This is a genomic window from Sphingobacterium sp. UBA1498, from assembly GCF_002325125.1.
Taxonomy (GTDB): Bacteria; Bacteroidota; Bacteroidia; order Sphingobacteriales; family Sphingobacteriaceae; genus Sphingobacterium.
The window spans coordinates 329491-343173 of record NZ_DCRG01000004.1 but is presented as its reverse complement, the minus strand read 5'-3'; the positions used below and the strand labels follow the sequence as shown (position 1 = coordinate 343173).

The 13683-nt window shown below is 40.5% G+C and carries 9 protein-coding genes; 2 read left to right on the top strand and 7 right to left on the bottom strand.

The genetic code is table 11. From position 1 onward, the window contains the following. Positions 1 to 90: 90 nt before the first annotated feature. Positions 91 to 1041: a citrulline utilization hydrolase CtlX gene (ctlX, locus tag B3139_RS04315; RefSeq protein ID WP_209577038.1), complete on the bottom strand. Its 951-nt coding sequence runs from the start codon at positions 1039 to 1041 to the stop codon at positions 91 to 93. A gap of 579 nt (positions 1042 to 1620) precedes the next feature. Here ctlX and gcvP point away from each other — a divergent pair. Further along, entirely contained in the window at positions 1621 to 4494 is a 2874-nt protein-coding gene (gcvP, locus tag B3139_RS04310) for an aminomethyl-transferring glycine dehydrogenase (protein ID WP_293880126.1), read from the top strand. A 259-nt stretch (positions 4495 to 4753) separates the two neighbouring features. Next, positions 4754 to 5581 (top strand): N-acetylmuramoyl-L-alanine amidase, encoded by an 828-nt coding sequence (locus B3139_RS04305; protein ID WP_209577040.1) that lies wholly within the window; start codon positions 4754 to 4756, stop codon positions 5579 to 5581. 200 nt (positions 5582 to 5781) lie between these two features. On the opposite strand, the gene B3139_RS04300 is transcribed toward B3139_RS04305, so the two are convergent. From B3139_RS04300 to B3139_RS04275, 6 genes are all read right to left on the bottom strand, one after another. Further along, positions 5782 to 7095 carry a nicotinamide mononucleotide adenylyltransferase gene (locus B3139_RS04300; RefSeq protein WP_209577041.1) on the bottom strand — a complete coding sequence of 438 codons (1314 nt, stop codon included), beginning with the start codon at positions 7093 to 7095 and terminating at the stop codon, positions 5782 to 5784. Positions 7096 to 7173: 78 nt separating this feature from the next. Continuing rightward, positions 7174 to 7716, bottom strand: coding sequence for an NUDIX hydrolase (locus B3139_RS04295; protein WP_293880119.1), 543 nt, complete (start codon positions 7714 to 7716; stop codon positions 7174 to 7176). Then, on the bottom strand, positions 7716 to 9452 hold the full coding sequence (locus B3139_RS04290; RefSeq protein ID WP_293880117.1) for a phospho-sugar mutase: 1737 nt from the start codon (positions 9450 to 9452) through the stop codon (positions 7716 to 7718). The genes B3139_RS04295 and B3139_RS04290 overlap by 1 nt, the downstream gene beginning before the upstream one ends. Before the next feature lie 32 nt (positions 9453 to 9484). Beyond that, complete coding sequence (locus tag B3139_RS04285; RefSeq protein WP_293880115.1) at positions 9485 to 10168, bottom strand: hypothetical protein; 684 nt, start codon at positions 10166 to 10168, stop codon at positions 9485 to 9487. A gap of 17 nt (positions 10169 to 10185) precedes the next feature. After that, positions 10186 to 10950, bottom strand: a complete 765-nt coding sequence (locus tag B3139_RS04280; protein WP_293880113.1) for an enoyl-CoA hydratase/isomerase family protein — start codon at positions 10948 to 10950, stop codon at positions 10186 to 10188. Positions 10951 to 10985: 35 nt separating this feature from the next. Continuing rightward, a complete protein-coding gene (locus B3139_RS04275) occupies positions 10986 to 13670 on the bottom strand; it encodes a carboxypeptidase-like regulatory domain-containing protein (protein ID WP_293880111.1) in 2685 nt (894 codons plus the stop codon). Positions 13671 to 13683 lie beyond the last annotated feature (13 nt).

Below are 13683 nucleotides of genomic sequence, written 5' to 3'. Positions count from 1 at the left end.
GGGCGTTTTATTTGTTTATTAAATAATCCTGATCAGGCAACAAGGGATTACTTAAAACGATTTGCCTTGGTGCATCATTATGCTCGAGGGCTAGCTCAGGACTTTTTCTTTTGGAAGAAAAACTTCGGCCATCATGTGGCGTACACTTCCGCCACCACATGTTTCGATCACGTGGAGATCCTGGTGAATAATTTTACCATGCTTCTCTAACTGCGCGGTTTGGTACAACGTCAGTGAGGATAATGCCTGATTGCTCAGGACAATAAAGCGATTCCCATATTTATTTCTCACCTGGAGGCAGTTTGCCGCAAAAGATTCAAGCTGGTTTTCATTGATCTCGATAATCTCCTTGCCTGTGTCTTTTAAACTCTTCAAGAGGGTGTTTAGTTCAGACGGATCGTCAATTGCCTGTGGACATAAGATGGCAAAATCTTCACCTACCGCGAGCACTACATTGGTGTGATAGATCGGTCTGCGCTGTCCATTGACCGTTTGAAAAGCATGGAATACAACCGGTGTATAGTTTTCGGTCCGGCAATATTCATCGAGCATATCGCGATCTGCCCTTTCTGACAAAGCGCAGTAGGCTACACGGTTGGCTCGGTCGAGGACAAGTGCGCCGGTACCTTCCAAATATTGTTTATTGTTTTCGGCATCACTCAAATCTTTGGTCAGTTTTACATAATAACCGTTCTGTTTCAATGGACCTTCGAAATCCAATAAATGTTCTTTTCGGCGATTTGGAGCGAACATGGGATAGAAGATTATTTTTCCATCCTGATGAAAGGATACAATATTGTTGGGAAAGATACTGTCGGGACTTTCTGATTTTTCGTCGTCCTGAATGACTGTCACTAATATGCCGTGTGACTTCAACTCATTTACTAGCGCATCAAACTCTCCTTGGGCTTCTTTATTGACCTCTTCGATGCTGAGATTTTCAATATCCCTTTGGAAGAAATTGTTGACTGTAGTCTGTTCATTTTTGCGGAAGACAGAGGGCCTTACCAAAAGGACGCTGTCTGTTACCTGTTTTCTCATGATTTATAATCGTTACTTCGCTGTTTATAATTGTTAAATAGAAATGATATTCATTTTTTTTGATTATTTATCATTTGTCAAAAGAGGGGCTTCCCTCGCTGGATAATGGTTTCTTTGTTAAGATTTCTTGATAACGCAATACGTCGTAGATATCAGGATTTCTTGGCAAAAATTACCTATCGTTATTTCCAAGCCACTTTACAATTGGTACATATACTAATTTATTGAAAATTCATTGGCATTGCAAAAAAGAATAGGAATGTAGAGGAAAAAATTCATGGAGATTGCAGCAGATAATAGCACTTTTTTTAAAATTGTAGCAAGTGATCGGTCGGTTGTTTGTTATATTTATAATGATCAATCTTTATTGTTGTGTTTATTCTAAAAATAACGTATTAAACACAATCGATTGCATTTTAATAGTCGAGTAAAACTGACTTTTTATCCACTTTTTTGCTTCGTTTTCAGTCATTTATTTTGCTATCTTTGCTCATCCAAAAAACGACTGTTTATAAGAGAGTTAATTGCCTAATTATTATGTCGCTAACTATCATCTATAAGCGTTAACTTTTTGCACACATGAGCAATATACACTTCCAAGAAAAATTCGAAAATCGCCACAATGGCCCAAGTCCAGTTGAAGCGAATGAAATGTTGGCCAAATTAGGCGTTTCGTCAATTGACCAACTTATTGACCAAACGGTCCCTTCTCAAATTCGTGCTCCAAAACCTTTAAATCTTCCTAAAGCATTGTCTGAGGTCGCCTATTTAAAGCGTATTGCGGAAATCGCTGAGAAAAATAAAGTTTTTAAATCTTTTATTGGTCAAGGTTATTACGATGTAATCCTTCCGGGCGTAATTCAACGAAATGTATTTGAAAACCCGGGATGGTATACGCAGTATACTCCTTATCAGGCGGAGATTGCACAAGGTAGGTTGCAAGCATTGTTGAATTTCCAGACTGTAATTTGTGATTTCACTGGTTTAGAAATAGCAAACGCATCTTTGTTAGATGAAGCAACAGCTGCAGCTGAAGCTATGTTTATGCTGTATTCAGCCCGGAAAAATAAAGATGCAAATGTATTCTTGGTTTCTGATAATGCCTACACGCAGACGGTCGATGTATTGAAGACCCGTGCGTTGTCTTTTGGTATCGAGCTGAAAATTGCGGCTATTGCTGAATCAGAATTGACAGATGATGTATTTGCCGTATTTGTTCAATATCCTGCAGCTGACGGTTCCATTGTTGATTATAAGTCGTTTACAGCATCAGCTCACAGTAAAGACATTACCGTGTGTGCGGCGGCTGATTTGATGAGTTTAGCCTTATTGACGCCTCCGGGAGAATGGGGAGCAGATGTTGTTGTTGGTAATTCGCAGCGCTTTGGTGTGCCGATGGGATTTGGTGGTCCTCACGCAGCCTATTTTGCAACACGCGACAGCTTTAAACGTAACATCCCTGGTCGTATTATCGGTGTTACTTCCGATTCGAATGGCAAATATGCGTTGCGTATGGCTTTACAGACGCGTGAACAGCACATTCGCCGCGATAAAGCATCGTCAAATATTTGTACTGCACAAGCCCTTTTGGCCATTATGGCTTCTTTTTATGCCGTGTATCATGGACCTCAAGGAATTAAAAATATAGCATCACGCATCAATGCGTTGGCCAATCTGTTGGATCAAGCGTTACAATCATTGGGCTATAGCCAAATGAATACAGCTTATTTTGATACATTACGGGTAGACTTAGGTGCTCATGCAGGTGCACTGAAGTCAGAAGCGTTAAACAATGAATTGAACTTTTATTATAATGGTCCAGAAGTTTCAATTGCTATCGACGAAACAACGACTTATGAAGATATTAAAACGATCGTCAAAGTATTTGCTAAAATTCAAGGTAAAACATTGAATGATGTCGATTTCGATACATTGGAAGAAAACTTAGGTTCTTCAATCCCTGCCGATCTAGTACGTACTTCCGCCTACTTAACCCATCCAAACTTTAATAGCTATCACTCTGAACACGAGATGTTACGGTACATCAAATCGTTGGAAGCAAAAGATTTATCACTTTGTCATTCGATGATTCCTTTGGGTTCATGTACCATGAAATTAAATGCTACAGCGGAAATGGTACCCGTTACTTGGGCTAGATTCGGTGGTTTGCACCCATTTGCTCCAGCAGATCAAACTTCTGGATATATGCAAATGATTGGCGAATTGAATGATTGGTTAGCTGAGATTACAGGTTTTGCGAAGATGAGTTTCCAACCAAACTCAGGAGCGCAAGGGGAGTATGCAGGTTTGATGGTTATTCGCGCTTACCATGAGAGCCGCGGTGATCACGGACGTAATATCTGTTTGATCCCTGCTTCAGCGCACGGAACGAACCCTGCGTCTGCTTCTATGGCAGGCTTGAAAGTGGTTGTCGTAAAATGTGATGAATTTGGAAATATTGATATATCAGATTTAAGAGCGAAAGCAACTGAACACGCTGCAAACTTGAATTCACTGATGGTAACTTACCCATCTACACACGGTGTATTTGAAGAGTCTATTATTGAAGTCTGTGAAATTGTGCATGCCAATGGTGGACAGGTTTATATGGATGGAGCCAACATGAATGCACAGGTTGGATTGACAAGCCCAGGTCATATTGGGGCCGATGTTTGTCACTTAAACCTCCATAAAACATTCTGTATCCCTCACGGAGGTGGCGGCCCAGGTATGGGACCTATTGGTGTTGCAAAACATCTGGTTCCTTTCTTGCCTAACCACGAAGTGGTTTCTACTTCCGGTGAAGAAGGTATCTCTGCTGTTTCGGCAGCCCCATTTGGTTCGGCTTCGATCTTACTTATTTCGCATGCTTACATCTCCATGATGGGGGGCGAAGGTCTCACAAATGCAACTAGAACCGCGATATTAAACGCTAACTATATCAAAGCACGTTTGGAAAACGCCTATCCAGTACTTTATTCGGGTAAAAATGGACGTTGCGCACACGAAATGATCTTAGATTGTCGTGGGTTTAAAAACTTTGGTATTGAGGTTGCAGATATTGCAAAACGTTTGATGGACTATGGTTTCCACGCACCGACCGTTTCTTTCCCTGTTGCGGGAACATTGATGGTTGAACCTACCGAGTCAGAGTCTAAAGCTGAATTGGATCGTTTCTGTGACGCCTTAGTTGCTATTCGTGAAGAGATCGCTGCGGTTGAAACCGGGGCGGTAGACCGAGCGAATAATGTACTGAAACATGCACCACATACCGCTTCGGTTGTAACGGCAGATGAGTGGGATAGACCTTACAGTCGTCAAACAGCTGCATATCCGTTGGAGTATGTAAGAGAACGTAAATTCTGGCCTTCAGTGGGACGTGTAAACGATTCTCAAGGTGACCGTACATTGATCTGTTCGTGTCCCTCCATTGAAGAGTACGCCGAAGCATAATTTCGGATACTATAGAAAAAGGGCAGTCCAAAATTTTGTTGGACTGCCTTTTTTTATGTCATTTGATATGTAAGCTCAAATAACAGCCTTAACTTTTTACAACAAGCAACCATTTTTGTTCCTCAGGAGGAGAAGAAGGAGAAGGAGAAGGAGAAGGAGAATAAAATAAGATGTTGTGCGTCTGCAGTGCAACTGGATAAGGGGAATAAATTTGGTTTTGTTCGCAAATTTGTCTTAGTTTGTGCTGAAACATTTCAATATGAACATACTAAAGTTATCCCTAAATTTTTGTGTCACGGCAGTATTCTTGGCTTCCTGTGCAGGAGGAAAATACGCGAAGACTGAAAAGGTATATAAGAAGCAGGCAAAGGAGTTTTCAAAGCTGTACAAACAATCGCCTGTAACCGGTCAATTGGAGAAGGTGAATGTCAAAGATCAACAATGGATTGCATCGATTAATTTTGGTATCCGTAAACCCAATTTTGTCGTTATTCATCATACAGCTCAGGATTCATTAGGGCAGACCGTCCGCACATTTCATTCCGCGAAAGCAGGCGTAAGTTCCCATTATGTGGTCGGTAGAGATGGAAAAGTAGTGCAGATGGTCAATGATCTCTTTCGTGCGCATCATGCTGGATTAGGAAAATGGGGCAACGATACAGATCTTAATTCTTCTTCTATTGGCATTGAGCTGGACAATAATGGGACCACTGATCCTTGGACTGACGCACAGATAAATGCCTTGACGCAGTTGTTGACTTATTTAAAGACAACCTACAGAATTCCGCAGGCCAATTTCATAGGACATATGGATCTAGCACCAACTCGGAAAAACGATCCATCGCGTTTCCCATGGAAAAAGTTGGCCGATCAAGGCTTCGGTTTTTGGTATGAAGACTATTTAGAGACGCCACCAGCAGACTTTAATCCAAAAATGGCATTACGTATCATCGGATACGATGTGAGCAATGTCGATGCAGCAATTAAAGCATTTAAGATTCACTATGTCCAGCAGGATGTAAATACGGCGTTTTTGGGTGATAATGATCTTAAAATCCTTTATTCCATCTATAAAAAATTCTTATAGGCTGTGCCTATGCATTTTTCTGACTTTTAGCTCAGAGAGCAGCCATTTGTATAAAATCGGACCGAATGATGTTGCTATTATCTACTTTGTCCGTTGTTGTCCTCCAATGATACATTTATTAGCGTCATGAAGGTTCAAAATAAAATAGCCCAATTTATTCAATTGGGCTATTTTATAACTTGTAATTAGCAGAACACTTATTATACGGTTTTTACAAATTTCTCATCGTAATTTTCAATATCAATGATGTATCCATTTTTAATTAAAAATTCAAAAAGCGGTTTCGCTTCTTCAGAAACTGGCATATTATGCGTGGTAATAATCTTATTTTCTTTTTTAAGGAGGTAAGGATAGGCGTAGAGTTTCACATTTTTATTGAACATTCCTGAAATATAGGAAAGAAGTTCATTGGTGTATAGTTCTTTATTATAATTATCGGAATTGAAAATATTCTTTAAATTGTAAACGTTTGTTGCAATACCGATATTTTTGGGTTTAAAGTTACTTATAAACTCTGCCAAGTGATTGTTTCTTCTAAAGTTGCTGACGATAATATTGTTTCCTGTAGCACATAATTCATCCGCCCTAGATGCAAATTCTTGCAGATCTTCATCTGTAATTTCATGTGTATCTTCCAAAACATTTCCCATCAGTACCTCAATTAATACAATAGTATCGGTGTCTGTTGCGCCGGTATTTTTTTTGAACTGTTCAACGGCAAGATTGAATAGATCAAAGTTTGGAAGTGATTTTTGACGGTATTTGGTACGGAGTAAAATAATGTTCTTTTTGTACAGGTAATCTTTGATTTGTACTGCTTTGCCATCTGGTTGAAATATTGCAGCTTTGGCAAACCCTTTTGCAATCAGATATAAATTGATGAGACGTTGGTTGACATTTTCAAAGAGTGGGCCGTTGAGTTTAACCAGGTCAATTTCTACAGATCCAACAGAAAGATTGTCAACTAATGATTCAATCATCGTCTGCACATTCTCTGCGTAATAATAAGCAGCAAATAATAGATTGACACCAATAATGCCTAAAACTTTTTGTTGCAATTGGTTGTCGCTGTCTAGCAGTCTGACATGGACAATGATATCATTCGTAGGACCTCCAACTTCATGTTGGAAGCGAAGTCCGATCCAACCGTGAGGTTCATTTGTCTTCGTGAAATTGAGTGTTGTTACGGTATCTGCAAAGGCAAAGAACTTTTTGTTACAGTATTTGTCGCCATGAAGCCTTTGTGTAAGAAGATTGAACTCATGGGAGAGCATTTTTTTTACACGCGTTCTGCTGACATATCGGCCATCCGCTTCCTCACCATAAATTGCGTCACTAAATGCCATATCGTAAGCTGACATTGTCTTAGCAATTGTGCCTGAAGCGGCGCCTGCGTTGAAAAAGTTGCGTGCGACTTCCTGTCCAGCACCGATCTCTGCGAAAGTACCATAAATCTCTGGGTTTAGATTTATTTTCAGGGCTTTTCGCTTAGTTTCAAAAATTTCTCTTGCCATGATGCAAAGGTACAAAAATCAAAAGGCTAGTGAAAATTAAAGTATGAACGAAAAAAACAGAATAAAATTAGGCTTGTTTTATAACAAGCCTAATTTATTGAAAGCGTAGAATAAAGCACTAGCGTGTAATGCTTGACTGAATTTATTGTCCAGCAGCATTTCTTTTGCTTCTTCAAGCGGGATGAGGTAAACATCGATTTCTTCGTGTTCATCCAATGCCTGTTCCTGAACTTTTTTACCTCCTGTCATCAGATAGGTATAGGTAATATTGCCACTCGTTGCAGGGTTGGCATAAAGCGTGGCGATCTCTTCAATCTGGTCAAATGCATAGCCTGTTTCTTCAAGCATTTCACGCACAGCTGCATTTCTGGGGTCTTCTCCCGGCTCTGTAGTGCCCGCTGGAATCTCCACCGAAATGATGCCTGCTCCGTGTCGGTACTGTTTAATGACCAAGAGCTCATTCTCCTCAGTAACGCCAACCATATTTACCCAATCGGGGTATTCCAGTACATAATAATGGTCGTTGATTCTTCCATCAGGGAGCTCACATGCATCTCTTCGCAATGTCGCCCAAGGTTCTTTACAGATATATTCAGAAGATAATAGCTTCCACTTTTCCATTAGTTTACAATATCTTTCATCATACGGTCGACCTTCTCTTCTAAAGCTTTTTGTACATCGGCATAGTCTGCGGTGTCCTTTAAGCTTTCTTTCACAGAACAGTAAAATTTGATTTTAGGCTCAGTCCCCGATGGGCGTGCCGAAATGACATCACCATCGACTGTTATGAACTGCAGCACATCCGATTTAGGCAATGCGATCGCAGTTTTCTCGCCGGTACGCATATCAGTGGTTTGGGAAAGTTGATAATCACGGATCTCCTTGACCTGAACACCTCCAAGGCTAGTCGGTAAATTAGCGCGCAGCCCCGACATCATAGCCTGAATTTCCTCGGCTCCAGCTTTTCCTTTTTTTGTCAAAGAAATCAGTTTTTCCTGGTAGCAGCCAAATTCTTTGTAGATATCCATGAGCACCTCATAGACTGTTTTGCCTTTTGATTTGAAATAGGCGGTCATCTCGGCCAGAAAAGCACAGGCATTTGGTGCATCCTTGTCACGTACAAGATCACCGACAAGGTAACCATAGCTTTCTTCCCCGCCTGCCAGATAGTTTGCCGAATCGCCTAATTTGGTCATCAGTTCGCCAATATATTTAAAACCAGTGAGCGTTTCATAGCAGGGCACACCAAAATGTTCTGCAATGTCTGCCTCCAGGTTTGTTGTTACAATCGTTTTAACAATATATGGATTTGATCCCAGCTGCTTAAGATCACTTTTAGCGCTAAGGACGTAGTAGATCAATAAACTACCGATCTGATTACCATTGAGCAGCTGAAACTGTCCCTGGTTATTTTTTACGGCAATTCCCACACGGTCAGCATCCGGGTCTGTTGCCAATACAAGATCAGCATCAATTTCTTCCCCTTTTTTCTTCGCTAAGGCCATGGCATCTTCCTCTTCGGGGTTCGGATAAATTACCGTTGGAAAGTTGCCATCAGGAGTAGCCTGCTCAGAAACAACGGACACATTTTCAAAGCCCCAGGCTGCTAGCATTTTAGGAACAATGGTAATGCCGGTGCCGTGTATCGGAGAGAAAACAATTTTTAAGTCTTTTTGCGCTAATACAGCTTCAGGATGAATGCTTAGTTTTTTATTGGCGTCGATGTAGATCTGGTCGATTTCTTCCCCGGCGGGAATGATATTTTGTGTATTTCCGTCAAATTTGATATCATCGACTGAGCGGATTGCATTTACTTCCTCGATTACATTTTTGTCGTGCGGGGCAGTTAGCTGGCAGCCGTCATTCCAGTAGGCCTTATAACCATTGTATTCCTTTGGATTGTGCGAAGCCGTTAGCATCACACCGCTCTGACAGCCAAAATGACGGATGGCAAAGGACAACATGGGGGTTGGTCGTAAAGACGTGAACAGATGCACTTTGATGCCGTTGGCTGCAAACACGTTGGCAACGAGCTGCCCAAAAGCCTGTGAATTATTGCGGCTATCATAAGATACCGCTACCTTGATCTCCTGGTCTGGGAACTGTTTTTTAAGGTAGTTAGACAAGCCCTGCGTTGCTTTACCAATCGTGTACTTATTCATCCGATTGGAGCCTACGCCCATAATGCCCCTCAAGCCTCCGGTTCCAAACTCCAGATCTTTGTAAAAAGAATCGGTAAGTTCTGTCTCCTCATTACTATCGATTAAATCCTGAACTTCCTTTCGAGTTCTTTCATCATAACTGGGCGTTAACCAATCTTCGATTTTCTTTTGTATGTCTTTATCTAAATTTTTCATTATCGTTAAGTTTGGCTAAAATGTACAAGGTATTATGCATCGCAACCGGCATAGGCGCGGTCTATCACTGTAATAAACCATTTTTCTCCTTCTTTTGTCACATGAAAAACAAACGGTTCTTCGTGCTCATTAGAAGTCATTATGGCTCTATAACTTTTGGATTCTAAATTTCTTAGTCGCTGCATTTCAGTATTATTTATTTTGGCATCAAGAATTTCATTCATGAACTTTGCCGTTTGGGACAATTCATTAGGTCGAGATTTTCTATCATAATAGAATCCGAGTTTGTCCCACTTCATCGTACCACAATCAAAAATAGGTAGTTTTTCTGACTTCAATGGTCCCTTGTATATTAACTTTTCATAAGCATGGTATTCCGGTACGGGTTTAGAAAAATTGAAACTGTTTTGATGTACATAAGAGTCTAGTGCGCCTGGGCGATAGATAATGTAAATCCCCAGTTTGGGATGTATATACGAATTTATTGTTTTGCTATCTTGTTCTGAATAAGCCTTTGCAAGTTTCTCGAGCACTTCTTCCAATGTTTCTGAGTTCTGTTTCTTTACTTCTTTTTCAAGAGTATCGCGTTTTTGTATCGTATCCACAGGAACTGAATCCTGAATGATTTTTACAGCTTTATCTTCTTTTTTGTTATTTCTACAGGAGATAGTTGCTGCTGTGAGACAAATAAGAATAAAGAAAAAGACATTTCTCATGATGATTTTGTTTTAAATTACTTCTTTGAAGTCAAGTTTTCAATGATTGACTTTAAAATAGAGCGTGTTGACGGAAGCCACCACTGTTCGAGAATACGCTGGATTGTCTCTTCTCTATTCTCGCGCAATTTAAGGATTATTTCCTTTCGGAAGTTCAGTTTCGATGTTGTCCAGGTTTTTTGGTTGAACTGTGTGATCTGTTTTATTTTTTTTGTTGCTGTATTGAAGAGTATATTTGATGGAACAATATCGTCTACAAGGCCCTGATTTTTGGCTTCTACGGGAGAAAGCAATTTCCCTTCTAGCAAATTCTGATACGCAGTCCTTTTTCCGATCCAAAAAGCATATAGCTCAAATATACTTTCGGGGACGATAAGCCCGACAGGAATTTCATTGAGGCCAATTACAAAATTACCTTCGGCCATAATCCGGTAATCGCAGCAAAGGGCGAGTACGCACCCTCCAGCAGGGCTGTGGCCTGATATTGCAGCAACGAGCGGTTTTGGAAAAGCAGCTAAAAGTGATGTCGCTTCTAGGAATAAATTCCAGAACTCCCTAATTTGTTCTTCATCATATTGGAATAAAGTGATAAGATCGAGTCCTGCGCTGAAGAAGTTTTCCTTTCCAATCAATATGGTGCCATAGATAGCTTCATTTTGTTGGGATGCTTCCAATGTATCGATCAGTTCCTTCAGTAGTTGCGTGTCGATGGCGTTAGACTTTCCTCTGTCGAGGAAAATACTTAAAATATGATCGTCTATTGTGGTCTTAATATGTTGCATATTCTTGTTTTAATGATAACGATTTGTTTGCGCTGCTATTGTGGCTTTACCTCTATCAAATATTCGAAGTGTGCAATTTTTCCATCCATGCTTATTCCTTCCACAATTATTTTATAGTTCCCCAGTTCATCCGATGTGAAAAATTCAAACTGTGTTTTTCCATCTTTGGAAGTAATCAGATTGGGTTCCCAGGCGATTGTCGTTCTTAGATCACGTCGCAGTTCATTTTTGTTTGTCACATCGTATTGAGGTTTAAAAAAAGTTCGGTTTACATGTAATCCCTTGGGTACAATTGTGACGATTCCTGTAGGGGTATACGATGAAGAAAGCGCATCACCCGATTTGCTTGTTATCACAATCACACCATTGCCGCCATACATGCCATATATGGCCGTATTGCCGATACTACGAAGCACTTCTATACTTGCAATATCTGCCACATTAATCATATTAATTTGATCAGCTTCAATATACATGCCATCAAGGACAATTTGCATCGGGTTCCCACCATTTAATCCCATGGACCTCGTGCTATACGGAACACCATTTCGAAACATAACACCAACTAATCGTCCAGCAAGGCATTGTTCCAGTGTTGTACACGCGGAAAGATCTTCGGCGGATATGACTTGATCGGCGTTTCCCGGACCATTCAGGTTTCTGGAGTTCTTGTCCGCTTTAGTTGTTCTTACCCTATTGACCTGAACCTCTTCCAATCGAATGCTCTTCTGGATAATGCCCGCTGCTTCCAATTCGCCAAGAAATTGTTGACTATTTTTTAGTTGTGTAAGCAGATTGGTATTGATGTCATTAATCAACAGGGGTTGATCTTTACTTTTATTTAGTGAAGGGTTAAGCGGTTCGTCGATGATAATATCCACTCTTTTTTTCTCTTTGGGACCATCGCCTGTTACAATAAACTTGACACTATCAGCAAAGAATAGCTCGTCAAAAGCAAATCGACCATTACTATCGGTCAGTGTATCTAAACTTAGCAACATGTTGCTTGTGGGTATAATGGTTACTTTAGCGTTAGGTACAACAGCCTTACGCGCCGTTTTCTTGACGGTTCCAGATACCGTAAGCCCTTTTTCTGGAAGAAACGATGCGGCCGGGGTATTTTCATAGCTTTTCCAATCCAATTTACGCCAGCCCTGGATCAACATGAGATTGTCCAAATCGTTAATTTTGATATTGGTTAAATCCTCGAAGTAATAATTGGGGCGTTCGATAAAGCCGCGAAGATCAGCTTTCAGCAAAAGTTCAGAGACAATAGACGAATAATAGCGGTCTGTCGTAGAATCCACCTTACTCAGGTTGACAACCGAAGCCGAGAGTGCGGCAACTTTTGACGTGTCACGGTCGCCGTAGTGAACATTGAGGTTTGCGATTACCTTATCACGGATTGTGAAGCTGGATTTATTGAGTGCTATTGAAACAGGCAGTAAAGTTGACTCGGTATTGTAATTAAATACAAGTCTTTCTGCGAGGGGCGCCATTTGCGCGGTCAAAATGGTCAATTGTAATACACCGGAGGGAAGATTTTTCTTCGGAATATTAAATAAGACCTCTGCTGCATTGAATTTTTGTTTGGCAGCATGGAAGACAAGACCATTATATTGCGCGACTAAATAAATTTCTTGGCCATTGACTAAATCATCAGTCGCGGAGAACTGGGCAGCAATCTTATCCTTCAGTGCTGAATTTACCGTTAGCACATAACCCGAGTTCAATACAGCGGGCAATGAAGTGCTCGTTGAAGAGCCGTCTTCAAAAAATGCTGTTGCTATGTATTTTTTCCCTGTCTGCAGCAGAAGGGGGGTACTTCCCATTCCTAATGAATTGGTTTCAAATTCGGCAATGGAAGTTTGATTTTCCTCCTTTACGGTTATTTTTGCCTTTTTTCCTAAGCCAGTAGGAGTGAGTGTTTTGAAGCCTGTTTTGCATAAGATGTTATTGACAAAATCACCACTTTCGGGAAAAATCTGCAGGCTATTTTGGCTGTTTGGGTCAGGGATAATAAAACTTTTTAACACACGTCTTTTGTCTAGAGAAAGAAATTGTAACGATAGCGTTCCTCCCTTAAAGTCATCTTTCAATTCCAGTGCTATGGTGCCATTTTCATTTGATTTTAATCGCCCAGATTTTTCTTTGTTATTATTTTGTTGTAGGGTATAACTAATGTTGTTGTTGATTAGGGGCGCTCCTTGGATGGTTTTGAGATTGATCTGGAAGATGTTTTCAGTTCCGTTTTTAATGAGGCTACTTTTCGTCATTACATTATCCGATCGGCCATTTGTGACAGGAATGACACGCTCATAGAAATTAGCTGTCGAGTCATTTTGCATCCATCTGGTGAATGATCGAATTCGATAGGATCCTTCTTCCAGCGTATCCGGCAAGTTGAGGTCTCCTATGCCGAGGCCGATTGTGACCGGGATTTTGATGCTTTTAATAATTTTATTTGTGGGGGAGATCAATTCCACATTGGCTATTTTACTGATATTGCTCAAATAGTTAAAAGGAGCTGTGGTGCAGTATAATTTGAACCAGATCGTTTCTCCTGCCGAATAGTCATTTTTATCCACATGGAGATAGATTTTTTCCTTCACGTGTTGTTCGTGGTAGGTTTCTAGCTTTTGTAGCGTTTGGTCGATCTGAGCCGGTGCCAATAAAGCGAATAATAGGAAATTTATTAAAAGCAGTAATTTAGGATACATATGACTAATGTTT

Excerpts from the sequence above, each read along its gene's own strand:
- B3139_RS04290 (WP_293880117.1), bottom strand. The coding sequence starts at position 9,452 with ATGAAAAATTTAGATAAAGACATACAAAAGAAAATCGAAGATTGGTTA.
- B3139_RS04305 (WP_209577040.1), top strand. The coding sequence starts at position 4,754 with ATGAACATACTAAAGTTATCCCTAAATTTTTGTGTCACGGCAGTATTC.
- B3139_RS04285 (WP_293880115.1), bottom strand. The coding sequence starts at position 10,168 with ATGAGAAATGTCTTTTTCTTTATTCTTATTTGTCTCACAGCAGCAACT.
- gcvP (WP_293880126.1), top strand. The coding sequence starts at position 1,621 with ATGAGCAATATACACTTCCAAGAAAAATTCGAAAATCGCCACAATGGC.
- B3139_RS04275 (WP_293880111.1), bottom strand. The coding sequence starts at position 13,670 with ATGTATCCTAAATTACTGCTTTTAATAAATTTCCTATTATTCGCTTTA.
- B3139_RS04280 (WP_293880113.1), bottom strand. The coding sequence starts at position 10,950 with ATGCAACATATTAAGACCACAATAGACGATCATATTTTAAGTATTTTC.
- ctlX (WP_209577038.1), bottom strand. The coding sequence starts at position 1,041 with ATGAGAAAACAGGTAACAGACAGCGTCCTTTTGGTAAGGCCCTCTGTC.
- B3139_RS04300 (WP_209577041.1), bottom strand. The coding sequence starts at position 7,095 with ATGGCAAGAGAAATTTTTGAAACTAAGCGAAAAGCCCTGAAAATAAAT.
- B3139_RS04295 (WP_293880119.1), bottom strand. The coding sequence starts at position 7,716 with ATGGAAAAGTGGAAGCTATTATCTTCTGAATATATCTGTAAAGAACCT.